Raw genomic sequence first — 21,644 nt, 5'->3', positions numbered from 1 at the left:
CGACAACCCCAGGGCCCGGAATGCAGTAGAACGCGCAGAGTGCTGCGCCGGCACGTTGGTCAGCTTGTTGATCTACTCGTAGCGGCAGCCGTCATTTTGCCTCTCTCACCACACCTACGTACATGAACCAAGTGAATCGTCCGGCTTTCCTTACCGTCCTGCTGTTCTGGCTTATTAGCCTGAGCATGCTAGGTTCGGCGTGCAGCCAGGACCAGAAAGATAAAATCCAGAACGCCGTAGCGGGCGGACCCACCGTGGCGGGCGGGGCTCAGCCCACGCTCGACAGCACCTACGTTATCCGCTATATGCGGGCCGAGCCGGCCTTCAAGGACCAGCTGGAGTGGGGTAAGAAATTCTACCGGGAGCGGGAATACCGCCTGGGCTGGTTCCGCAACCACGAACTCGTGCCCCAGGCCAAAACCCTGCTCAGCGTCATCAACAAGGCCGCCGATGAAGGCCTGGACCCGCGCGATTATAAGGTGAAAGACTTCGACAAGCTCTTTGCCGAGTTTGAGAAATCGAAGTCGGACTCTACCAAGCGCAACGCACTGGAAAAGGAGATAGACGTCGCGCTGTCAGGTACTTACTTCAACTGGGCTTCCGACTTTTACCGGGGTACGGTGAATCCGCGCGAGGTAAAAAGCATTGATTGGAACGTCAAGCGCAACAAAATCAAGTTGCACAAGGCCTTGATGACCATCCTCAAGGAGCGCGAAAGCACCTACCCGTACTACGAGTTCGAGCCCCTGCACCCCGAGTACGACCGCCTGAAAAAAGCCCTGGCCGAGTACCGCGCCGTCCAGCGCAATGGCGGCTGGCCAACGCTGCCCGCTACCACCAAGCTCAAGCCCGGCGACTCGTCGCCGGCCGTAGCTTTGCTGCGTAAGCGCCTGCTCGGCGGCGATGCTCCGGCGGCCACCCCGGCAACTCCGGCGGCCACGACGACGCCCGTTCAAAGCACGGGCAACGTGACACCCGCAGCAGCTCCCGCCGAAAAATATACCGGCGAATTGGTCAACGCAGTAAAGCAGTTTCAGGAGCTCAACGGCCTCAAGGCCGACGGCATTGTAAGCGGCGAAACGCTCAAGACTCTTAATATTCCCATCTCGGCCCGCATCGACCAGATCATCCTCAACATGGAGCGCTGGCGCTGGATTCCCAAAAAGTTTGAGCCCAGCTACCTGCTGGTCAACATCCCGGACTACAAGCTGCACGTCATCGAAAACAACAAGGAAGTTTTCGACATGCGCGTTATTGTGGGCAAGACCCTGAACGCAACTCCCGTATTCAGCGACAAGATGGAATATGTCGTGCTCTCGCCGTACTGGAATGTGCCGTGGAGCATCATTGAAAAAGAACTCAAGCCCAAGCTGATCAACGACCCCTCGTACCTCGACCGGCTGGACATGGAAGTGGTGAAGGGCTACGGCAAGAAAGCGGTGGCCGTTGACCCCGGCTCCATCGACTGGTCGAGCATCACGCAGGAAACGTTTAAGTACACGGTACGGCGGCGACCCGGTCCGAAGAATGACCTGGGGGAGGTGAAGTTTATCTTCCCTAACTCGAACGATATCTACCTCCACGATACCCCGCACGACGAGCTCTTCAGCCAGACCAAGCGCGGCTTTAGCCACGGCTGCGTCCGGGTGGCGGAGCCCCTGAAGCTGGCCGAGTACCTGCTGCGCGATAAGCCCGGCTGGGACCTGCAAACCATTCAGGACACGATTGCCAACCGCAAGGAAAAGTATGTGGCCCTGAAAGAAAAGCTGCCCGTGTACCTGGTATACTTTACGGCCTGGGTTGACGAAGCCGGGAGCCTGCACTTCCGGGAGGACATTTACAACCACGACAAGGCTCTGGCCCGGGAATATTTCGACTAAGCATTTCAGCTGATTGCTCTTTACTTAAACTGGCTACTGACGCATCCGTCGGTAGCCAGTTTTTTTATGGCTCTCCTCGAGAGTACTGATTGCTAGGGCACCGGACTAGCGAGAGTATGCAAAACCTCGACGCCGAGCATGTGAACCGGCTCCAAGTACTGTCAGCGTACCGGCGAGGCAGTAGATTACATTTGTTTTACTTTTGTAAACAAGCAGGGTAGGTGTAATTACGTATTTTACAAAAGTAACTATTGGTTTATCTTTGGTTACATATGTAATGAGTGAGGTAATGCCAGCTGGGTGACTAGTTGTTTCGTACATTTGTAAATCATTAGTCTGATTTCATGGTTGAGCGCATCCGAGCCATATTACAAGCCCGGCAACTGAGTCCAACTCAGTTTGCGGATGCTATTGGCGTAGCTCGCCCAATTGTGAGTCATATCCTGAGTGGGCGCAACAAGCCCAGCCTGGAGGTAGTGCAAAAGATAATTGGCGCCTTCCCGGAGCTGTCTATTGCTTGGCTTCTGACCGGCACTGAGCCAATGGTAGCCGCTACGGAGCCCGTGGCAGCCCCAACGCCTGTTACCCCAGTCGAAGTAGCCCAAAGCTCCGCTAGTGCGGTAGAGGCGGCGCAAAAGCGGCCGCGCGCTGTGACATCCCACCTGGCTGCGGCGGCTGAAGCTGGGCAGCCTCCTGTACGCACCGAAACGCCACCCCCAACGCCCGTTGAACCAACTCCGGTGGTGGTGCCTGCCCCTGACCTTACAGCCCCGGCGGTAGCACCTAATTTAATACCCGCGGCGCCCGTTGCTAGCGCTTCACTGCCTACCACCCCCGAGCAACCGAGTACGGCCCAACCAGCCGCAACTACTGCTCCTGCTTCGGTGTTGGCCCTGGCCGAGCCGGGTAAAAAGATCCGGCGTATCGTTATCTTCTACCAGGACGGCACCTTCGCTGACTACCAGCCCGAATAGCATCAGCTTTTAGCTGTAATCCCCTGATTCAGCGGATGGCTGGAATGCTTGATGTGCGCAGTGCAATTTGGCAGACTGGAAAGAAGCCTTCGGTTATTTCGTCTGCCACGCCCCGCTTATTCTCGACTTGAGACGCTTTTCTCGCAGCTGTGCTTGTAGTAATAATTTTATAAAATAGTATGAGGTGTATGTAGTGTCTGTGTCTTGTTTGTTGATTTTTATAAGTCTTTTGATCAGATGGTTACGTGGTATGTATAGGAGTAGAACTTGATTTAAAATTCATATTCAGGTAGTCTCTAGTATTACAGGGTTAGTTATATTTTTAGTGATTTTAGCTTCGGGTCTGAGAAAAAGCTGGAAGATGGGATACTTGCTAAGAAGCTTGACAAAGCAGAAGCGTGGAAAAAGGCAATATAAGGTAGCTGCTCTTTCGCTAATCTATTTAGTGCCGCCCGACGCTAGGGTTAACGAACGTCACGAGGGGAAGCGCCAGAGTGGAAGGCGGCGGAATAAGAGCAACAACGGGATATGATGCAGGGGTGGGTAGTTGTCAAATGTTATTATATGTAAGTGAAAGTTTGGTGATGACCAAGGCCTATCAATTGGTTTTACATTTCTGTGCTCGATAAATATTAGAGTTACTCTTCCCGAGCGTAGGATAGATGCGCCGGAATGCTTGGCTGTTTTGGAGCCGGTGCTTACCTTTGGGCCATGAAAAAGTCCCGTCTGTTCCTCCTGTTCGCCGCGTGCGGCTCTTTGTTCCTCGCTTCCTGCGAGCAAGCTCCCGACCCTGAGAAGGACCCCAGCGCTGATGCTGCCTATAAGCGTAACCACCGGGCCGAAATGTACCGGGATGCTCAGCGCAGCAACGTTACCCAGTAACTAGCCTACGTACCGACTCGGTGCGAACCAACATAAAAGCCCCGCCTGACGAAAGTCGGCGGGGCTTTGGCGTTTCGTAGTTTATCTGAACCCGACTTACTGGGCCACCGGAACCGGAGTCGGGGCGAGGGCACCAACCAGCTCGGCCGGCAACTCAATGTTGCCCAGCAGCTGGTTTTCCAACAGTTGGGCCCAGGTCTGCAGGTAGTACACCACGTCGTCGCGGTAGTTATGGCGTAAGGCGTTGCGGCGCTCAAAAGGCATGGCGGCCCGGATAGTCGGGTCCGACAGCCGCTCCAGGTGGGTCAAATCGGTGCGGGTAAAGCCCAGGGCCAGCATTTCGTCGATGGTCTGGTCGATGGGCAGGCCGCTGGTAGGGCAGTAATCAAGCAGCTGCCGCTCCCAGTCGCCGTAGCGCTGCATGGCCCGGGCGTGAATTTCGGCCTTGGTCAGTTGCGTAATGGTCTGGGCCAGGTGGCCGCAGTTGCAGCTACCCATGTGGCCCCACTGGTAGGGCGCTTGCGTGGCCAGGCGCTGGGCAGTGTCGCGCAGGGCCTGAATTACCGGAAATGTGCTCTGGGCCATACAAATACGAAGTTATGAGTGAAGCGGAAAGCGTGTAAGCCGCCGACTGCTTAATAAGCCGAGAACAACTTTTTTTGTTTCAAAACTGAGTCTAGCCCGGCCGGGAAAAGTGAAAGCTCCTGCTTGTCCAGCCAGCAAAACGGAACTGAGCCCAAAGCAAAAGCCCGAACCAAGGGCTGGTTCGGGCTTTTGCTAGTTATAAGGGCGCGTTGGCAGCCTTAGCGGCCCCCGCCGTTGCCGCGGAAACGCCGGCGCTGGCCGCCGTTGCCACTACCGCTGCCGGGCGTCCGCTCACCGGCCGGCCGGTTGGCATTGGCCGAAGAGGAGCGGCTCCCGCCACTGGAAGCGGCGGGGCGCGACTCACTACGGCCCGCCGAATTGCCACCGCCGGAGCGACCCGAACCCGGGCCCGCACCCGCCGCGCGGGGTGGCCGGGCTTCCCCGCCGCGACCGGGCCGGGGAGCCCGCCCCGCGGGGCCTTTAGGCCGTTGAATGGCCGGGCCGCCGGTCAGGGGCACAGGCACCACGAACACGCTGAAGAAGGGATGATCCGAAACCACCGGAATCTGGCGGCGAATCAGCTTCTGGATATCCTGCAGGTAGGCCCGCTCTTCCTCGTCGCAGAAGGACAGAGCCACGCCGTTGGCGCCGGCCCGGCCGGTGCGGCCGATGCGGTGCACGTAGGTCTCGGGCTCGTTGGGAATTTCGTAGTTGATTACGTGGGTCAGCTCGTCCACGTCGATGCCGCGGGCGGCAATGTCGGTGGCGACCAGCACGCGGGTGCTGCCGGCTTTGAAGTTGGACAAGGCCCGCTGCCGGTGGTTCTGGGACTTGTTGCCGTGAATGGCTTCGGCCGGAATGTTGGCCTTGGCCAGGGTCTTGACCACTTTATCGGCACCGTGCTTGGTGCGGGTGAAGACGAGCACGCGCTTGATGCCCTTATCCTTGAGGATATGCTCGAGCAGCTCGGGCTTGTCGTTTTTCTGCACCATGTACACCGATTGGGTAATGGTGTCGGCGGTGCTCGAAACGGGCGTTACGGCCACTTTCACCGGGTTCGGCTTCAGAATCGAGCCGGCCAGCTCCTGAATGGCGCCGGGCATGGTGGCCGAGAAGAACAGCGTCTGGCGCGAGGTCGGCAGTTTGGGCAGAATCCGCTTGATGTCGTTGATAAAGCCCATGTCGAGCATGCGGTCGGCCTCATCGAGCACGAATACTTCGATGTGGCGCAGATCCACGAAGCCCTGGTTCATCAAATCGAGCAGGCGGCCGGGGGTGGCAATGAGCACCTCCACGCCGCGCTTTAGCGCGTTGGTTTGGGGCAGCTGACCCACGCCGCCGAAAATTACGGTGTGGCGCAACGGCAAGTGGCGGCCGTAGGCGGCAAAGCTTTCCCCGATCTGAATGGCCAGCTCCCGGGTAGGGGTGAGCACCATGCAGCGGATCCGGGAGTGGGAATGATTTTCCAGCTTGGCCGTCTGGCTCAGAATCTGGAGGATGGGCACGGTGAAGGCCGCGGTTTTGCCGGTGCCGGTTTGGGCCACGCCCAGCAGGTCGCGCCCGTCGAGCACATGCGGAATGGCTTGCTGCTGAATGGGCGTGGGAGTGGTGTAGCCTTCCTCGTGCAGGGCACGCAGGATGGGCGGAATTAGATTGAGTTCGTCGAACGTCATCAGAAAGGAAATGGAAAAGAAAAAAGGCCGCGGCACTACTTGAAACGGCCGGTGCAGCCTTTTTCTACAAAAAGCGGGCTGCGGGTGAGCGTATTATTTGGCGGAAAAAGAAACCTTTGGCCCGGCCGAAGCTTGAGGGCCGCGCCCGGCGTATAAGCCAGGCAGCACGCCGGCGGTTGTACGCGCCGGGCGGCGAAAAGTCACTAACCTGAATTATCTATGAACATCACCGACCGTAAAATCCTTCACGACGGATTCTACAAACTTACGCAATTGCTGGTGCAGGACGGCCCCGAGCAGCTCAAGCGGGAGCGGTTCGAGCCCGGCTCGGCCGTAGCCGCCCTGGTTTTCGACACCCAAAAGCAGCGCTACGTCTTCGTGCGGCAGTTTCGGGTGGGTTCCGAATCGGAGCTACTAGAAATTCCGGCCGGCATGCTCGACAAGCAGGGAGAGGACCCCGAGCAGGCCATACGCCGCGAAATTCAGGAGGAGCTCGGCTACGAAGTCGATCAGCTAACCTTCATTCGCAACTTCTACTCCTCACCCGGCGGCAGCGCCGAGCAGCTCTGGCTCTACTACGCCGAGGTGAGCCGGCAAACCGGCGCCGGAGGGGGCGTAGCCGACGAACACGAGAACATCGACGTGGTGCTGCTCAGCTACGATGAGCTGGTGGCCGAGCCCTGGCAAGACGCCAAAACCCTGATTGCCGCCCAGTGGGTGCAGCTGCAGTAAGTTGCTCAACCCCAGATAATTCAAGAACGGCATTTACCATTTGTAAAAGCCGGATAAAGCAAAGCCGAGTGGGGGACACCTCACTCGGCTTTGTTCATAAACAACATATTGATTTACTGAGCGTTGATGACGTATTCGAAGTCCTGCTTCAGCTTGGCGTCGGTAATAATCAGGGTCAGGGGCTGGGGCGTCTCCATTTTCACAAATGGAATAACCCGCTCACTCTTGTACTGGTCCTGGTTCCAGAAGCGGCCGGTGCCGGCCGTCAGGGTCTGGTTGAGCACTTCCTTGCCGTCCTTGGTTGTGGCCTTCAGGGCCAGGGCCGAGGGGTCGGCATTCTGGGCGCCACGGCGGTACATGGTTACCTGCAGTTCCCCGCCCAGGGGCAGGTTCTTGAAGCGACGCTGGTAGGTGCTGTCGGCCCAGCGGTTCATTTCGCGCATGGCGTTCAGGGCCGTGACCAGCTCGGCGTAGGGGCGGTAGGCCACGCGGGTCACGGAGGCGTCCTTCTGGGAGTCCTCGTCGGTGTTTTTCGTCACGTTCAGTACCAGGGCGCACTCTTCATCCTTTTTAGGGCGCATATAGCGTTTGCGCTCCGGCGTCACCATTTGGGCGGAGGCGGCAAAGGAAGAAAGCAGGGCAACGAGCAGGAAAAGCTTTTTCATCAAGCAAGTAAAGGGAATAGCGTGGAGTGGGCAGACCACCATGCAACAAAGGTACGCAAGTGCGCGACACCACCCAGCGGCCCTTCGCTGAACTCCGGCCGCGAAACGACGCAGCCCAAAAATCAGGAGCCCAACCGCGCTGCCCCGGCCCAAAGCATGACCTAGCCATAACGCGGCCGTAACGCCTACTTCACACCCGGCGCCGAGCTTTGCACTGGGTCAAACGTCCTGATTCTATGCACGCTCCCGTCGTATTTCCGCTTGGGCACTGCCTGCTGCGGTGGCTGGCCTACCGGCTGTTTCAGCTGGCGCTGGTGTTGGCTTTTCTGCTGCACTCGGTGGCCGGCTTTGCCTCCGCCTTCCGGCGCAGGGCGGCCGATACGGCCGCGCCCCGGCCCACCGGCCACTTTAGCCTGCCCGGCCATGCGTGAGGCGGTCCGGCCCCGGCGGCGCAAGCTCGACGTCGTCGTTATTTCCGACGTGCACCTGGGCACTTACGGCTGCCACGCCACCGAGCTGCTGCGCTACCTGAAAAGCGTGCGGCCCAAGGTGCTGGTGCTCAACGGCGACATTGTCGATATCTGGCAGTTCAGCAAAAACTACTGGCCCGCGGCCCACATGCGGGTGGTGCGCCACCTGGCCGGCCTGGCCGCTAAGGGCACTCATATTCACTACCTGACCGGCAACCACGACGAGCTGCTGCGCAAATTTGCCGGCACCCGCCTGGGCAACCTGCGCATCGACAACAAGCTGGTGCTGGAGCTGGCCGACGGCAAAGCCTGGTTTTTCCACGGCGACGTGTTCGACGTGACCATGCAGCACTCCCGCTGGCTGGCCAAGCTGGGGGCCCACGGCTACGACTTGCTGATTGTGCTCAACCGGGTAGTGAATTTTCTGCTGCACAAGCTCGGGCGGCCCCGCGTGGCGTTGTCGAAGGCGGTGAAAGACCGGGTGAAGGGCGCCGTGAGCTTGATCGGCAACTTCGAGCAGACGGCCGCCGGCATTGCCGCTGAGGGTGGCTACCACTACGTGGTCTGCGGCCATATCCACCAGCCCGAAATAAAAAGCCTGACTACGCCCCACGGCGCGGTAACCTACCTGAACTCCGGCGACTGGGTCGAAAACCTGACGGCGCTGGAGTATTCGGGCGCCACCGGCTGGCAGCTCTACCGCTACGCCGCCGACGCGGCCATGCAGCAGCCCGCGGCCGCGGCCGATGCCGCTGACCAGGCCGCCGACGCGCCCGTGGCCGCGCTGCTGAGCGAGTTGCTGGCCGAGTTTCAGCTAAACCGCCGGGCCGAATGAGCCCGAAAACCTGCCTACCGATTACCCCAATTCCCGCCTGATGCCCCGAATTCTGTATGCCATTCAAGGTACCGGCAACGGCCACCTGAGCCGCGCCCTCGACATTGTGCCGCTGCTCCAGCAGCGGGCCAGCCGGGTCGATGTGCTGGTCAGTGGTCCGCCGGCCGATATTACGCTGCCTTTCCCGGTGCGCTTCCGCTGCCACGGCCTGGGCTTTATCTTCGGCAAAAAGGGCGGGGTCAACTTCGTCAAGACCTTCTGGCAGCTTAACTCGGCCGCTTTCCTGCGCGAAATCCGCCAGCTGCCGGTGGAGAGCTACGATTTGGTTATCAGCGACTTTGAGCCGGTATCGGCCTGGGCCTGCCAGCTGCGCAAAGTACCCTGCGTGGCCCTGAGCCACCAGAGCGCCGTGCTCAGCGACTATGCCCCGCGGCCCGCGCGGGAAGACCTGATTGGGCGGGCCGTGCTGCGCCACTACGCCCCCGTCACGGCCCACTACGGCTTCCACTTCGACCAGTACGAGCCCGGCATTCACACGCCCGTTATCCGGCGGCAGGTGCGCGAGCTAACGCCCACCAACGAGGGCCACTACACGGTGTATCTGCCCGCTTTCGACGAGGAAACGCTGGTCAAGCGCCTGCGCTATTTGAGCTCCTCCACCCGCTGGGACGTATTTTCCAAGCACAGCGTCCAGGAGTCGGAGCACGGCAACGTGCGGGTGCGGCCCGTGAGTGGGGCAGCTTTCCTCGCCAGCCTGGCGAGCAGCGCCGGGGTGCTGTGCGGGGCGGGCTTTGAAACGCCGGCCGAAGCCTTGTTTCTGGGCAAAAAGCTGCTGGTTGTGCCCATGAAGCATCAGTACGAGCAGGCCTGCAACGCTGCCGCCCTGGCCCGGCTTGGCGTGCCCGTCGTTAAGAGCCTGAAGGATAAACACCTGGACGTGCTGGACAGCTGGCTGCAAACCGGCCGCCCCGTGCCCGTGCAGTATCCCGACCAGACTGCGGCCGTGCTCGACAAGCTGCTGCTCGAGCAGTTGCCCGTGCTGGCTTAGCCAGGGGCGGCCCGCCGCTCATCCTTGGCCTTTGCTAATCCGTTACCGAGTACATGCCTGATTTTTCTGCGGCCCTGCCCGCCGCTTTCTTGCCCGCCTCCACGCCCGCTGCTTTTTCCCGCGCCGATTTCGGCCCCGACTTCCACTGGGGCGTGTCGGCGGCGGCCTACCAGACCGAAGGCGCCTGGAACCTGGATGGCAAAGGGCCCAGCATCTGGGACGAGTTTGTGCACCGCCCCGGCAACATCCGCCGCCGCGAAACGGCCGACCAGGCCTGTGACTTTTACCACCGCTGGCCCCAGGACCTGGACCTCTTGCAGCAGCTGGGTATTCCCGATTTCCGCTTTTCCGTGGCCTGGTCGCGGGTGCAGCCCCGGGGCACGGGGCCGGTAAATCCGGCTGGCCTCGACTTTTACGACCGGCTCGTGGACGGCTGCCTGCAGCGCGGTATCCGGCCCTGGCTCACGCTCTACCACTGGGACTTGCCGGCCGAGCTGCAGCGCCGCGGCGGCTGGGCCAACCGCGACGTGGTGGGCTGGTTTACCGACTACGCCCAGCACGTGGCGGCCCGCCTCGGCGACCGGGTGCCCAATTGGATGGTGCTCAACGAGCCGATGGTATTTGTGGGGGCGGGGCAGCTGCTGGGCCTGCACGCGCCGGGCCAGCGCCGCCTGGGTGGTTTTCTGGCCGCCGTGCACCACGCCGCCCTGGCCCAGGCCGAAGGTGGCCGGGCCCTGCGGGCCGGGCTGCCCGCCGAGGCCCGGATTGGCACGACCTTTTCCTGCTCCTACCTGACGCCCTGGCGGCCCGACTCCGGGCGTGACCAGCGGGCCACGCGCCGGGCCAATTCTCTGCTCAACCGGCTGTTTGTGGAGCCGGCCCTGGGCCTGGGCTACCCCGCCGCCGACCTGCCCGTGCTCCGCTGGCTGGACCGCTACATCCGTCCCGGCGACGAGGCCCGCCTGCCCTTTGCCTTCGACTTTTTGGGCGTGCAGAACTATACCCGGGAAGTGGTGCGCTTTTCTCCCTACGTGCCCCTGGCCTGGGCTACGCTGGTGGGAGCCAAACAGCGCGGCGTACCCTATACCCAAATGGGGTGGGAAGTGTACCCCGAAAGCCTTTACCACATGCTCCGGCAGTTTGCGGCTTACCCTAACGCCCCGCGGCTGATAGTGACCGAAAACGGGTCGGCTTTCCCGGATACAGTAGCGCCGCCGGGTCGCATCGTGGACCCCGAGCGGCGGGCGTTTCTGCAAGCCTGCATCGGGCAGGTGCTGCGGGCTAAGCGCGACGGAGTGCCCGTCGATGGGTATTTTGCCTGGTCTTTTACCGACAACTTCGAATGGGCCGAGGGTTATGAGCCCCGCTTCGGCCTGGTCGGCGTCGACTTTGAAACCCAGCAGCGTACGGTGAAAGACTCGGGCCGCTGGTACCAGCAGTTTCTGGCCGGGGAAGCTCCGGCTTGGGCAGGATAGAGTCTGTTTCTAGTATATACATTTGGGTAAAAAGTCTTTTTGAGTCTGATTCATAATTCGGTAACTGACTCATAAACATGCCGTAACAGGCCGCCGGTAGCTTTGGGTGTTCAACTCACCAAGCCCCTGTTTGATGCCCCAAAAACTACACGTCCTGGGCGCCGCCGCGCTGACTTTACTGGGAGGACTTACGGCTCACTCCGCCCGGGCCCAGACCCTGCGCCAGGGCTTCGAAGGCACCAGCGCCGAAACCTGGTCGTTCACAGTCACGCCGGCTACCTACAACTTTCCCAGCCTGACCGACATCTGGGCCGCCGTGCCCAGCATTGGTACCACCAGCGGCACCACCAGCGTGCAGGCCCTGCCCGCCGCCGGCACCACGCTCTGGGGCATGCAGGATTTGCAAAACCCCGCTACGACGGACCTGCTCATCTGGCACTTCCTGGATTTTGCGCCCGTAGCGCTGCAAAGCGGCACCACGGCCGCCAACACCGTCAGCTTTAAGTATTTCACCAACGGCTTCGAAGCTGCCGATTCTCTGGCCTACGTGGTGCAGTACGACAACGGCACGAGCTGGCCCGCCACCAAAACCTACGTGCAGCTGAGTAAGGACACGCGGGCTTACCAAACGGTAACCGTGGCTATTCCGGCCAGCAGCACCCACGTGCGCCTGCGCCTGGCCGCCAAGCAGAACGGCAACGACGACTGGGCCGCCTGGGACGAGGTGGAGCTGACCCGCTCGGCCGCGCCCGTGGTGCCCTCCATCCGCCTGGCTACCGGCTCGGCCGTGGTCAACGAAAACGCCGGCACCGTTACCATTCCCGTCAGCATTCAGAACCCCGGGGCCACGGCCAGCACCGTGGAAGTTGCCCTGACTCCTGGGCTGGGCACGGCCACCGCCGGCTCCGACTTCACCCTGGCCAGCCCCCGCACCCTTACGTTCCCCGCCAACGCCACGGCCGACCAGAGCCTGGTGATTCCCATTACGGATGACGGGCTGGCCGAAGGCGCGGAGTACTTTTCGCTCAAGCTCCAAAACCCCACCAACGCCACGCTGACCACCGGTGCCACCGAGTTTCTGGTGTATATCAAGGACAACGACGGCACGGCGCCGGTGCAGTCCCGCAGCTTCAACCTGAGCTTGCTGGGCAGCTACCAGAGCGGGGCCGCCGGCACTAACTCGGCCGAAATCGTGGCCCATGACCCTACCACCCAACACCTGTATGTGGCCAACTCGGTAGGGGGTAAGCTCGACATTCTGAGCTTGGCCGCCAACGGGACGCTCACGCCGGTGGGCGCAATCAACATTCTGCCCTACGGCAACATCAACTCCGTGGCCGTGCGCAATGGCATCGTGGCCTGCGCCATCGAGAATACCAACCCCCAGCTCAACGGCTCGGTGGTGCTTTTCGACCAGAACGGCACGTTTCTCAAGCAGGTAACCGTGGGCGCCCTGCCCGACATGGTGACCTTCTCGCCCGACGGCCGCCTGATTCTGACCGCCAACGAAGGAGAGCCCAAAACCGACTACAGCATTGACCCCGAAGGCTCGGTTTCCATCATCGACTTCTCCGCCGGCGTCGACGGCCTCACCCAGGCCAGCGTCACCACCGTGGGCTTTAATGGCTACAACGGCCAGGCCGCCCAGCTGCGCGCCGACGGCATCCGCATCTACGGCGGCACCGCCACCACGCCCAGCACCGTGGCCCAGGATCTGGAGCCCGAATACGTGGCCATTTCCGCCGATTCGCGCACGGCCTACATTACGCTCCAGGAAAACAACGCCCTGGCCACGCTCGACCTCAGCACCAAGCAGTTTACCAGCCTTCGGTCCCTGGGCTACCAGGACCACAGCCAGCCCGGCTTCAGCCTCGATGCTTCCGACCAGACCCCGGACGTGCTGCTGGCCAACTGGCCGATTCGCGGGATGCGCCAGCCCGACGCCCTGGCTACCTTTGAAGTGGCCGGCCAGCGTTACCTGCTGACGGCCAACGAGGGCGACGCCCGCGAGTACACCGCCCTGACCGAGGCCGTGCGCCTCGGCGACGCGACCTACCCGCTCGATGCCACGGCGTTTCCCCAGGTCGCCCTGCTCAAAAACACCCAGGTCCTGGGCCGCCTCAACGTGACCAACAAGCTCGGCGACACCGACGGCGACGGGGATTTTGACCAGATCTACGCTTTCGGGGGCCGCTCGTTTAGCATTCTGAACGCCACCACCGGCGCCCTGGTGCACGACAGCGGCGACTTGCTCGAGCGTCTCACCAGCACCGACGCCACCTTCGGCGCGATTTTCAACGCCAGCAACTCCACCGGTGTACCCGTCCGGAAAAACCGCTCCGACGACAAAGGCCCCGAGCCGGAAGGCGTCACGACGGCCGTGCTGCGCGACACGGTGTATGCTTTCGTATCCCTGGAGCGCATCGGGGGCGTGGCCGTGTTCAACGTGAATGACCCGGCCCAGCCGCGGCTGGTGCAGTACATCAACAACCGCAGCACCACCGCCGGCACCGGCGACCAGGGCCCCGAGGGCATCGTAGTCGTATCGGCGGCCAACAGCCCGACCCGGCAGCCCCTGGTTATTCTGGCCAATGAGGTCAGCAGCACGGTGGCCGTCTACGGTATTCAGCTGCGTGGTACCGTTGTTACGGGCACTGCTGCCGTCCAGGCCACGGCCGTTCCGCTGTTTGCCTACCCCAACCCGACGACTAGCGGCAAAGTCCGGCTCAGCCGCCCCGTGTCGGGCACCCTGGCCGACGTGCTGGGCCGCCCGGTGCGCACGCTGAGCCGCGCTACGGAGCTGGAAACGGCCGGTTTGGCGCCCGGCCTGTACGTAGTGCGCGCCGAGGATGGCGCGACTACCAAGCTGCTGGTGCGCTAGTAGTAGCCTGCTTTCCACAGAAAAGCCTGGTTCCGGCAATGCACCGCCGGAATCAGGCTTTTTCTATGCGCTTCTACATCGAGGGGCTGTAGCCCCGGGCAACTAGGGGAGGGCCAGAAAAGCAAAAGGCCCTTCAGACAAATCTGAAGGGCCTTTGCGGTCCGGACGGGACTCGAACCCGCGACCTCCGCCGTGACAGGGCGGCATTCTAACCAACTGAACTACCGAACCATTTGCTTCTGGAAAGCCAGTTGCTTTCCGTTGAAGTGATGCAAAAGTAGACGCTCAGTTTAGATTACACAAGCCAGGAGCTATGTTTTTGCCGAAAAAAAGCCGCGTGTGGAGGCTTTGTGACTGGTTTTAAGCGACATTAATTTTTTAGGCTCTGTAGACAATAAGCACCCAGCCCGTCATGTCGAGCCCTGCGAGACATCTCGCGTGTTGACGTTGCAATGCCATATAATTACTACTGCACGCGAGATGTCTCCTCTCTGCTTGAAGCGCAGAATGGTCGACATGACGGGCAAATAAGCTCAAAAGGCGCTATTCCACTTCATTGTCCACAAAGCCAAACAGGGCTCGGAGTCTAGGGCCGGGGTGGCTAACGCTGCCGTTCCAGCAATACAATAGGTTCGTCGTGGTACGTAGTGCGGGCAAATTCCCGGAAGCCAAACTTACCGGCCAGGCGCAGGGAGGCCGCGTTGCCCGGGTCGATGATGCAGGTGATTCGTGCGGCGGCCAGGTTGGCCTCGGCCCAGCCCAGAGCGGCTTGCAGCGCCTGGCTGGCGTAGCCCCGGCCATGCACGCGGGGCGAGAGCACCCAGCCGGCTTCCGGCGTGCCACTGATAGAAGGGGTAAGGTCGCGCTGAAAATCGAAGAAGCCCACGGTGCCGATGTAGCGGCCGGTGGCTTTCTCCTCAATGGCCCAGGAGCCGTAGCCCAGCATGGCCCAGTGGCCGAGCTGGCCCAACAGGCGGCGCCACACGTCTTCCTGGGACTGGGGCTTGTTGCCCAGGAAGCGGTAAAAGTCCGGGTCGGTGTGCATGGCCGCGGCGTCGGGCAGGTCGCTGAGCCGGGGGCCGCGCAGGAGCAGGTCGGGCGTTTCGAGCAGCGGGACGACGGCGGCCGGAGTCGCCAGCAGGCTTAGGGGAGGCTTCATGGCGGCAAAGTAGCAAATCCGGCGGGCATCGGCCAGGGCCTACAGTGCGTGCAAACGGGTGGGGTTAAAAACGAAAAAGGCTCCCAGCGTGATGCTAAGAGCCTTTTGCGGTCCGGACGGGACTCGAACCCGCGACCTCCGCCGTGACAGGGCGGCATTCTAACCAACTGAACTACCGAACCATTTGCTTCTGGAAAGCCAGTTGCTTTCCGTTGAAGTGGTGCAAAAGTAGAAGCTTGGTTTAGATTACACAACTGCGGCCGTACTTTTTATTGAAATAAATTGCCGCGGCCGAGCTTTCTGGCTGTTTTTCAGCGAGATTATTTTTTCAAAAAATCATTCCCCGCCCCAGGCGGCACGTATGGAGGCGTTTCGCTTACCTTTGCTAACCGCGGGGCTGCCTTGCCGGCCCCGCCGTATTCCCATTTCTGCCACCCCCTGACGCATTCACCCCCGGCGATGCTCCTCGATTTCGAACAACCCATTGCTGCCCTCGAAGGCAAGCTCCGCGAAATGCAACAACTGGCCCTGGAAAGCCAGGTAGATGTATCGGAAGCCGTAACGGCCCTGGAAGCTAAAATCAAGGCTCTCAAGAAGGAAACGTATACCAACCTCACCCGCTGGCAGCGCGTGCAGCTCTCCCGCCACCCCGACCGGCCCTACACCTTCGACTACATCGAGGGCATGGCCACCAAGTTTGTGGAGCTGCACGGCGACCGAACCGTGGGCGACGACAAGGCCATGGTGGGCGGCTTTGCCGACCTCGACGGCCGCTCGGTGATGTTTATCGGGCAGCAAAAGGGCCGCAATACCAAGGAGCGGCAGTACCGCAACTTCGGCATGGCCAACCCTGAGGGCTACCGCAAAGCCCTGCGCCTGATGAAGCTGGCCGAGAAGTTCAACAAGCCCATTGTAACCCTGATTGATACGATGGGTGCGTTTCCGGGCCAGGAAGCCGAGGAGCGGGGGCAGGGCGAGGCCATTGCCCGCAACCTGAAGGAAATGTTCATGCTCAAGGTGCCCGTTATCTGCGTCGTAATCGGCGAGGGTGCTTCGGGCGGAGCCCTCGGTATCGGCATTGGCGACCGGGTCCTGATGCTGGAAAATACTTGGTACTCGGTGATTTCGCCCGAATCGTGCTCCAGCATCCTGTGGCGCAGCTGGGACTACAAGGAGCAGGCGGCTCAGGCCCTCAAGCTTACCGCTACCGACATGCTGGCCGCCAAGCTCGTGGACGGCATCGTGAAGGAGCCCCTGGGCGGGGCCCACACCGCGCCCGCCAAGATGATTGACACCCTGAAGAAAACCCTGATTAAAACCCTGGACGAGCTTGACGCCCTGCCAGCCGAGGAGCGCATCAGCCAGCGCATCGACAAGTTTTCGGCCATGGGCGTGGTGGTAGAATAACGCCCTACCGCTGCAAGCCGTATCTACGGAAGAAAAGACGTCATGCTGAGTTCTGCGGAGCTGGGCATGACGTTTTTTATTCCTTGCTACCTTGCCCGCCCAATCGTATTCCACCCAACCTTTCTTTCCCGCAATGACTGTTCACACCCTCGATACCGGTTTGTTTAAGCTTGACGGCGGCGCCATGTTTGGCGTCGTGCCCAAATCCATGTGGCAGAAGCTCAACCCGCCCGATGCCAACAACATGTGTACCTGGGCCATGCGCTGCCTGCTCATCGAGGACGGCAACCGGCTGATTCTGGTCGACAACGGCATTGGCGACAAGCAGGACGAGAAATTTCGGGGCCACTTTTACCTGCACGGCGACGACACGCTGGAAAGGTCCCTGCGCAAGCTGGGCTTCACCTCGGCCGACATTACCGACGTCTTTCTGACCCACCTGCACTTCGACCACTGCGGCGGCTCGGTGGTGCGCGCCGCCGACGGTAAGCTGAACCTGGCCTTCCCGAATGCTACCTACTGGAGCAACGAGGCCCACTGGGACTGGGCCGTGCAGCCCAATCCGCGCGAAAAAGCCAGCTTTCTGAAGGAGAATATCCTGCCCATCCAGGAAAGTGGCCACCTGCGCTTCGTCAGCTCCGGCGGGGTGCCCGCCGAGCTGCCCCAGTTCCGGGAAATCATCTTTGCCGACGGCCACACCGAGAAGATGATGGTGCCGGTGCTCAACTACAAGGGCCGGAAGCTGGCTTTCATGGCCGATTTGCTGCCGTCGGTGGGCCACATTCCGCTGCCCTACGTGATGAGCTACGACATGCGCCCGTTGGTAACGATGAGCGAAAAGGAAGCCGTGCTGCGCCGGGCCGCCGACGAAAACTGGGTGCTGCTGCTCGAACACGACCCCACGGTGGCCTGCTGCACGGTACAGCACACCGAAAAGGGTGTGCGTCTGGCCGAAACCTTCCGCCTCGAAGACCTGTAGCCCAACTCAGTCTTTACTCCCTAACCCTGCCCTTATGCGCAAGCTCGGATTAGCGTTGTCGGGTGGCGCGGCGCGCGGAATTGCTCATTTGGGCGTGTTGCAGGCCCTGGATGATTTGGAGTTGCCCGTCGGCCACATTGCCGGCGTCAGCTCGGGGGCCATTGCCGGGGCCTTTTACGCGGCCGGCTTTCCGCCCCGGCAGATTTACCAGCTCCTGACCGATACCCGCTTCGTGCGCCTGCTGCGGCCCTCGTTTCGGCTGGGCCTGGTGCGCCTCGACCTGGTGGAAAAGCTCTACCAGCACTACCTGGGACCCGCGCCCACCTTTGCGGATTTGAAAATTCCGCTCACGCTGGTAGCTACCGATCTGGCGGCGGGCCAGACGGCGTATTTCCAGGACGGTCCGCTGCTGCCGCCCTTGCTGGGCGCGGCCGCCGTGCCCATCATCTGCCGACCGGTGGAGTGGCAGGGGCAGGTGCTCGTGGATGGGGGCGTGATGAACAACCTGCCCGTGGAGCCCCTGCTGCTACAGCGCAACCTGGTGGTGGTGGGCGTGCACTGCAACCCGATGAGCCCCGAAGCGCCCCTGACTACGTTGCGGGAAGTAGGGGAGCGGACGGCGTATTTGGCTATTTCCATGAACGTGCAGCCCCGGCTGGCCCAGTGCGACCTGGTGCTGGAGCCGCCGGATCTGCACCGGTACCGGGTCACGGATTTGCGGCGGGCCAGTGAAATATTCAACATCGGCTATGCCTACACCATGGCCCAGGCCGACGCCCTGCGCCGGCACCTGGCCGCGGATTTGGCCGAGGGGCAGGATTGAAATTTCTTTAGTTTTGGCTTCTGATTACCGCCAAGTTGGTGGTAGTCCTTACTACTTGCATGGAAAAAGCGCGAAAGACCTCTACGTTCTGGTATCAGTTTTCCCGGTTCTGGTTTTGGATAACCGGCTGGCATTTAGGTGCCCAGGTGCCGCCCGGCATTCCCAAGAGCATGATGATTGCCGCCCCGCACACCAGCAACTGGGACTTCATGTTTGCCCGCGCCGCCTTTTACCTGATGGACGTGGACGTGCGCTTCACGGTGAAAAAATCCTGGGTCGACATTCCCGTGCTGGGCAAGCTGATGCTGGCCCTGGGCGCGTTGCCCGTGGACCGGCAGAAAAACAACAGCCTCGTGGACGGCATGGTGCAGCTCTTCGAGGAGCGGGAGGAGCTCGTCATTCTCATCACGCCCGAAGGCACCCGCGCCTACCAGCCCCGCTGGAAAAAAGGCTTCTACTTCGCCGCCCTGGGCGCTAAGGTTCCAATTCTGCTCGGTTACCTCGACTACAAGAACAAGGAAGCCGGCGTGGGCCCCGCCTTCTGGCCCACCGGCAACTACGAAAAGGACCTGGAGGAAATCAAGGCCTTCTACCGCACCAAGGCCGGCCGCTTCCCCGAAAAGGGCGTGCGGTAGCCGTTGGTCGGGGTTTCTGGCATAAAGTGAAAAGGTGCGTCCCAAAAAGGCGTACCTTTTCTGCGTTACTGAGGCAGCCTTGGCTATGGAAAAAATAAAGACCCTGGTATTTATTCTGGGCGGAATCGTCTTCTTCGTGTGGCGCATGGTGCAGAAAATGCGCGAAACCACCCGGCGGGAGCAGCAGGAACGGCCCGCCGCCCGCCCCGTGCCACTGCCCAATACCTCCTTTGAGGACCTGCTCAAGCAGATGCAGCAGCAGAATCAGCGCGGCAACCCCGCGGTGCCCGCCCCCACAACGCCCGCGGGCCGGCGCCTGCCCCACGAAGAAGCCCAGAAGGCCCGCACCCTGGAGCAGCCGGCGCGCAAGGCCCAGTCGCAGGAGCGCCGCGCGACGAATACGTCCCTGGAAAAAAAAGTGGCCCCCGCCCGCCCCAACACCGGCATGGACCACTCAGCCCAGGACAACCCCCTGCGCCGCCCCCGGCCCACGGCTCCTGCTCCCGCGGCCCGCCGCGTCATCACCGACCGGCTCCGCACCCCGGCTGATTTGCGGGAAGCGTTTATTCTGAGCGAGATTTTGAAGCGGAAGTTTGAGTAGAGGCTGATGCTAACACCTTGGCGTCCGGCTCATTGAAACCTTATGGGACTACTTTTAACCCTGCTTTTGCCAACGCTGGTAGCCGCTTTTCCCCTGGTGGGCATAATTACTACCAATCGGCTGCGTCCGATCAGGCAGTCGGCTTTGCTGACGGGTTTGAACACTGTAGCCTGGGGAATCATTGGCTGCGTCAGTACCGCACTAGCTGTTATGCTTTGCGCTAATGGCCTGGCCCAGGGCATGCCGGCGGGTGAGGCCAAATGCGTGACCGGGGCCGCCGTGTTTTTGCCAGTTGGGGGCCTGTTCACCTTGCTGGCGCTGCTCACCGGTGTAGCTCTGACTATCAGCCGCGCTATTTTCCCGTCAAAAGTTGGGTAAGGGTATTTCTGCTTAACTCACTCTGTTTCAGGTCAAGGAGACAAGCTGTGCAGAAACCTAACCCGCAGTTGGAGCAGAATGCTCAGCGCCAGGTAGCCCAATAGCACAGCCGTGCCGGTGGGATAGGCAGGTAAAAGGTTGTGCCTTGTTTAGTAAGCCTGCTTTTCCTGTACAGGAGTAAATCTTAGTAGCTATAGAACAATATATGTCTTCGAGCCTACCGTCGCGGTTATGGGAATGTAGTAGGTGGTACTATCGCTCGAGAACTGAGTAGGGCTAATGGCACGGTGGACCGCCAGCCAGTGTGGATAAACCTTTTTTACGATGACAAAATGCCCGCGCTTTAGCTCCCATACGGCGGGCCGGCGGCTTGAATCGCTCAGGTGGCGGTAGAGGTAAGTTGGGGCAGCTAATTCCATGATGCGGACGTTAGCTGAACCAGTTAGGGCCGGTTCAACGGTAGGCCTCGGCGACAAGGTGCTTGATTTAGGTGGGACGCGGCGTACGGGGGCGGGTGCACTTTGGGCCCATGCTGTGAACGGCAGCAGCCACGTGAGCAGGAGGAGACTTGGGTAGATAGGGTAACCCATTGCTGAACACAAAAGAATAATTACCTAAACGAACACGCCTTCACTCTTTTATCAAACATCAGAAGTCAAAGTGCCAAAATATGATATACGGGGCAGTAGGAGTAAGCCCCGCATATATTCCAGGACTCCGCGTACAGAGTACGTTATTTAAAAGCGTGAAACCCGCAGGCAACTTATGCCGCTCAAGTATCTGGTTAATCCTGGGTTAGCGCGTAGGCCACCAGGTTGGCACCCATGCGCAGGGCGGCCTCGTGGACGGCGGGTGGGTCGTCGTAGGTGCCCACGTCTTCCCAGCCGTTGCCCAGGTCGCACTCGAAGCTGTAGAAGCACACCAGGCGGCCCTTGTAGAGCAGGCCGAAGCCCTGGGGCCGCTTGCCGTCGTGCTCGTGCACTTTGGGCAAGCCCTTGGGAAACTGGTATTTCTGGTGGTAAATCGGGTGGGAGTAGGGCAGCTCCACGAACTCCAGCTCGGGAAATACCTTCTTCATTTCGGGCCGGATGAACTTGTCGAGGCCGTAGTTGTCGTCGATGTGCAGGAAGCCGCCGCCGGTGAGGTAGCGGCGCAGGTTCTTGGCCTCGGCTTCGGTAAACGACACGTTGCCGTGGCCGGTCATGTGCACGAAGGGGTAAGTGAAGAGCTCCGGCGAATCGAGCTCCACGGTGGCCTCGTCGGGGGCAATGTTGGTGCGCAGGGCCTGGTTGCAGAAGCGGATCAGGTTGGGCAGGCTGGTTTTGTTGGCGTACCAGTCGCCCCCGCCGCCGTAGTGCAGCTTGGCAATGCGGAAGCTGGGCGCTACCGGCGCGGCGGCCGTGAGCGAAACAAGGAGCAGAAAGGAAAGCAGCAGATTTTTCAGCATAGCAAACGGGAGCAGGGAATGCCCAATAGACTACAAAGTAACACCAGGGTGGCAAAGTTCAGCGCCGGGGCCACATTGCGGCCGTTAGGGCCGGTCCAGGCCCATGTAGTTGGCG

The 21,644-nt window shown here is 60.9% G+C and carries 20 protein-coding genes and 2 tRNA genes; 15 read left to right on the top strand and 7 right to left on the bottom strand.

Annotated elements, in window-relative coordinates; translation table 11 throughout:
- The first annotated feature begins 122 nt into the window (after positions 1-122).
- The 3 genes from CLV45_RS10465 to CLV45_RS10455 all read left to right on the top strand — a co-directional run bounded on the left by CLV45_RS10465 (position 123) and on the right by CLV45_RS10455 (position 3,736).
- A complete protein-coding gene (locus tag CLV45_RS10465) occupies positions 123-1,880 on the top strand; it encodes a L,D-transpeptidase family protein (RefSeq protein WP_100336299.1) in 1,758 nt (585 codons plus the stop codon).
- Positions 1,881-2,224: 344 nt separating this feature from the next.
- Positions 2,225-2,854 carry a helix-turn-helix domain-containing protein gene (locus CLV45_RS25595; RefSeq protein ID WP_100336298.1) on the top strand — a complete coding sequence of 210 codons (630 nt, stop codon included), beginning with the start codon at positions 2,225-2,227 and terminating at the stop codon, positions 2,852-2,854.
- 711 nt (positions 2,855-3,565) lie between these two features.
- Positions 3,566-3,736, top strand: coding sequence for a hypothetical protein (locus tag CLV45_RS10455; protein WP_157807408.1), 171 nt, complete (start codon positions 3,566-3,568; stop codon positions 3,734-3,736).
- 96 nt (positions 3,737-3,832) lie between these two features.
- Here CLV45_RS10455 and CLV45_RS10450 read toward each other — a convergent pair whose 3' ends face one another.
- Both CLV45_RS10450 and CLV45_RS10445 read right to left on the bottom strand, forming a co-directional pair.
- Positions 3,833-4,321, bottom strand: coding sequence for a hypothetical protein (locus tag CLV45_RS10450; protein WP_100336296.1), 489 nt, complete (start codon positions 4,319-4,321; stop codon positions 3,833-3,835).
- A 218-nt stretch (positions 4,322-4,539) separates the two neighbouring features.
- Positions 4,540-5,994 (bottom strand): DEAD/DEAH box helicase, encoded by a 1,455-nt coding sequence (locus tag CLV45_RS10445; RefSeq protein ID WP_100337011.1) that lies wholly within the window; start codon positions 5,992-5,994, stop codon positions 4,540-4,542.
- A 219-nt stretch (positions 5,995-6,213) separates the two neighbouring features.
- Between CLV45_RS10445 and CLV45_RS10440 the strand changes: the two genes are divergently transcribed.
- Positions 6,214-6,726 carry an NUDIX domain-containing protein gene (locus CLV45_RS10440; protein WP_100336295.1) on the top strand — a complete coding sequence of 171 codons (513 nt, stop codon included), beginning with the start codon at positions 6,214-6,216 and terminating at the stop codon, positions 6,724-6,726.
- A 113-nt stretch (positions 6,727-6,839) separates the two neighbouring features.
- Here CLV45_RS10440 and CLV45_RS10435 read toward each other — a convergent pair whose 3' ends face one another.
- On the bottom strand, positions 6,840-7,391 hold the full coding sequence (locus tag CLV45_RS10435) for a hypothetical protein (RefSeq protein WP_100336294.1): 552 nt from the start codon (positions 7,389-7,391) through the stop codon (positions 6,840-6,842).
- Between the two features lie 236 nt (positions 7,392-7,627).
- On the opposite strand from CLV45_RS10435, the gene CLV45_RS10430 reads away from it, so the two are divergent.
- The 5 genes from CLV45_RS10430 to CLV45_RS10410 all read left to right on the top strand — a co-directional run bounded on the left by CLV45_RS10430 (position 7,628) and on the right by CLV45_RS10410 (position 14,100).
- On the top strand, positions 7,628-7,822 hold the full coding sequence (locus CLV45_RS10430; RefSeq protein WP_100336293.1) for a hypothetical protein: 195 nt from the start codon (positions 7,628-7,630) through the stop codon (positions 7,820-7,822).
- On the top strand, positions 7,815-8,696 hold the full coding sequence (locus CLV45_RS10425; RefSeq protein WP_100336292.1) for a UDP-2,3-diacylglucosamine diphosphatase: 882 nt from the start codon (positions 7,815-7,817) through the stop codon (positions 8,694-8,696). The genes CLV45_RS10430 and CLV45_RS10425 overlap by 8 nt, the downstream gene beginning before the upstream one ends.
- Positions 8,697-8,736: 40 nt before the next feature.
- Entirely contained in the window at positions 8,737-9,744 is a 1,008-nt protein-coding gene (locus CLV45_RS10420) for a glycosyltransferase family protein (RefSeq protein ID WP_100336291.1), read from the top strand.
- Positions 9,745-9,797: 53 nt separating this feature from the next.
- Complete coding sequence (locus tag CLV45_RS10415) at positions 9,798-11,219, top strand: GH1 family beta-glucosidase (protein ID WP_100336290.1); 1,422 nt, start codon at positions 9,798-9,800, stop codon at positions 11,217-11,219.
- A 133-nt stretch (positions 11,220-11,352) separates the two neighbouring features.
- The gene (locus CLV45_RS10410; protein WP_100336289.1) at positions 11,353-14,100 is read left to right on the top strand and encodes a choice-of-anchor I family protein; all 2,748 of its coding nucleotides are present in this window, start codon (positions 11,353-11,355) and stop codon (positions 14,098-14,100) included.
- 157 nt (positions 14,101-14,257) lie between these two features.
- Here the strand turns inward: CLV45_RS10410 and CLV45_RS10405 are convergent.
- The 3 genes from CLV45_RS10405 to CLV45_RS10395 all read right to left on the bottom strand — a co-directional run bounded on the left by CLV45_RS10405 (position 14,258) and on the right by CLV45_RS10395 (position 15,441).
- Positions 14,258-14,331: transfer RNA gene (locus tag CLV45_RS10405), tRNA-Asp, on the bottom strand.
- A gap of 370 nt (positions 14,332-14,701) precedes the next feature.
- Positions 14,702-15,259, bottom strand: a complete 558-nt coding sequence (locus CLV45_RS10400; protein WP_100336288.1) for a GNAT family N-acetyltransferase — start codon at positions 15,257-15,259, stop codon at positions 14,702-14,704.
- A gap of 108 nt (positions 15,260-15,367) precedes the next feature.
- Positions 15,368-15,441, bottom strand: a tRNA-Asp gene (locus CLV45_RS10395).
- Between the two features lie 277 nt (positions 15,442-15,718).
- Between CLV45_RS10395 and CLV45_RS10390 the strand changes: the two genes are divergently transcribed.
- The 6 genes from CLV45_RS10390 (at position 15,719) to CLV45_RS24915 (ending at position 20,082) form a co-directional block, all read left to right on the top strand.
- Positions 15,719-16,666, top strand: coding sequence for an acetyl-CoA carboxylase carboxyltransferase subunit alpha (locus CLV45_RS10390; RefSeq protein ID WP_100336287.1), 948 nt, complete (start codon positions 15,719-15,721; stop codon positions 16,664-16,666).
- Between the two features lie 133 nt (positions 16,667-16,799).
- A complete protein-coding gene (locus tag CLV45_RS10385; RefSeq protein ID WP_100336286.1) occupies positions 16,800-17,645 on the top strand; it encodes an MBL fold metallo-hydrolase in 846 nt (281 codons plus the stop codon).
- A 34-nt stretch (positions 17,646-17,679) separates the two neighbouring features.
- Entirely contained in the window at positions 17,680-18,468 is a 789-nt protein-coding gene (locus CLV45_RS10380) for a patatin-like phospholipase family protein (RefSeq protein WP_100336285.1), read from the top strand.
- Positions 18,469-18,527: 59 nt separating this feature from the next.
- A complete protein-coding gene (locus CLV45_RS10375; protein WP_100336284.1) occupies positions 18,528-19,103 on the top strand; it encodes a 1-acyl-sn-glycerol-3-phosphate acyltransferase in 576 nt (191 codons plus the stop codon).
- A gap of 85 nt (positions 19,104-19,188) precedes the next feature.
- Complete coding sequence (locus CLV45_RS10370; protein ID WP_100336283.1) at positions 19,189-19,704, top strand: hypothetical protein; 516 nt, start codon at positions 19,189-19,191, stop codon at positions 19,702-19,704.
- 210 nt (positions 19,705-19,914) lie between these two features.
- Positions 19,915-20,082 carry a hypothetical protein gene (locus CLV45_RS24915; RefSeq protein WP_157807407.1) on the top strand — a complete coding sequence of 56 codons (168 nt, stop codon included), beginning with the start codon at positions 19,915-19,917 and terminating at the stop codon, positions 20,080-20,082.
- 784 nt (positions 20,083-20,866) lie between these two features.
- Here the strand turns inward: CLV45_RS24915 and CLV45_RS10360 are convergent.
- Entirely contained in the window at positions 20,867-21,529 is a 663-nt protein-coding gene (locus tag CLV45_RS10360) for a DUF4159 domain-containing protein (RefSeq protein WP_100336281.1), read from the bottom strand.
- Positions 21,530-21,644 lie beyond the last annotated feature (115 nt).

It is taken from the genome of Hymenobacter chitinivorans DSM 11115 (assembly GCF_002797555.1).
In the GTDB taxonomy this organism is placed as follows: domain Bacteria; phylum Bacteroidota; class Bacteroidia; order Cytophagales; family Hymenobacteraceae; genus Hymenobacter; species Hymenobacter chitinivorans.
The sequence above is the reverse complement of the archived record's forward strand: the minus strand, read 5'-3'. Positions and strand labels throughout refer to the sequence as shown.

Coding starts and splice junctions, on each gene's coding strand:
- CLV45_RS10430 (WP_100336293.1), top strand. CDS start 7,628: ATGCACGCTCCCGTCGTATTTCCGCTTGGGCACTGCCTGCTGCGGTGG.
- CLV45_RS10465 (WP_100336299.1), top strand. CDS start 123: ATGAACCAAGTGAATCGTCCGGCTTTCCTTACCGTCCTGCTGTTCTGG.
- CLV45_RS10370 (WP_100336283.1), top strand. CDS start 19,189: ATGGAAAAAATAAAGACCCTGGTATTTATTCTGGGCGGAATCGTCTTC.
- CLV45_RS10440 (WP_100336295.1), top strand. CDS start 6,214: ATGAACATCACCGACCGTAAAATCCTTCACGACGGATTCTACAAACTT.
- CLV45_RS25595 (WP_100336298.1), top strand. CDS start 2,225: ATGGTTGAGCGCATCCGAGCCATATTACAAGCCCGGCAACTGAGTCCA.
- CLV45_RS10455 (WP_157807408.1), top strand. CDS start 3,566: ATGAAAAAGTCCCGTCTGTTCCTCCTGTTCGCCGCGTGCGGCTCTTTG.
- CLV45_RS10375 (WP_100336284.1), top strand. CDS start 18,528: ATGGAAAAAGCGCGAAAGACCTCTACGTTCTGGTATCAGTTTTCCCGG.
- CLV45_RS10410 (WP_100336289.1), top strand. CDS start 11,353: ATGCCCCAAAAACTACACGTCCTGGGCGCCGCCGCGCTGACTTTACTG.
- CLV45_RS10385 (WP_100336286.1), top strand. CDS start 16,800: ATGACTGTTCACACCCTCGATACCGGTTTGTTTAAGCTTGACGGCGGC.
- CLV45_RS10390 (WP_100336287.1), top strand. CDS start 15,719: ATGCTCCTCGATTTCGAACAACCCATTGCTGCCCTCGAAGGCAAGCTC.
- CLV45_RS10360 (WP_100336281.1), bottom strand. CDS start 21,529: ATGCTGAAAAATCTGCTGCTTTCCTTTCTGCTCCTTGTTTCGCTCACG.
- CLV45_RS10420 (WP_100336291.1), top strand. CDS start 8,737: ATGCCCCGAATTCTGTATGCCATTCAAGGTACCGGCAACGGCCACCTG.
- CLV45_RS10435 (WP_100336294.1), bottom strand. CDS start 7,391: ATGAAAAAGCTTTTCCTGCTCGTTGCCCTGCTTTCTTCCTTTGCCGCC.
- CLV45_RS24915 (WP_157807407.1), top strand. CDS start 19,915: ATGCTTTGCGCTAATGGCCTGGCCCAGGGCATGCCGGCGGGTGAGGCC.
- CLV45_RS10445 (WP_100337011.1), bottom strand. CDS start 5,994: ATGACGTTCGACGAACTCAATCTAATTCCGCCCATCCTGCGTGCCCTG.
- CLV45_RS10400 (WP_100336288.1), bottom strand. CDS start 15,259: ATGAAGCCTCCCCTAAGCCTGCTGGCGACTCCGGCCGCCGTCGTCCCG.
- CLV45_RS10415 (WP_100336290.1), top strand. CDS start 9,798: ATGCCTGATTTTTCTGCGGCCCTGCCCGCCGCTTTCTTGCCCGCCTCC.
- CLV45_RS10380 (WP_100336285.1), top strand. CDS start 17,680: ATGCGCAAGCTCGGATTAGCGTTGTCGGGTGGCGCGGCGCGCGGAATT.
- CLV45_RS10425 (WP_100336292.1), top strand. CDS start 7,815: ATGCGTGAGGCGGTCCGGCCCCGGCGGCGCAAGCTCGACGTCGTCGTT.
- CLV45_RS10450 (WP_100336296.1), bottom strand. CDS start 4,321: ATGGCCCAGAGCACATTTCCGGTAATTCAGGCCCTGCGCGACACTGCC.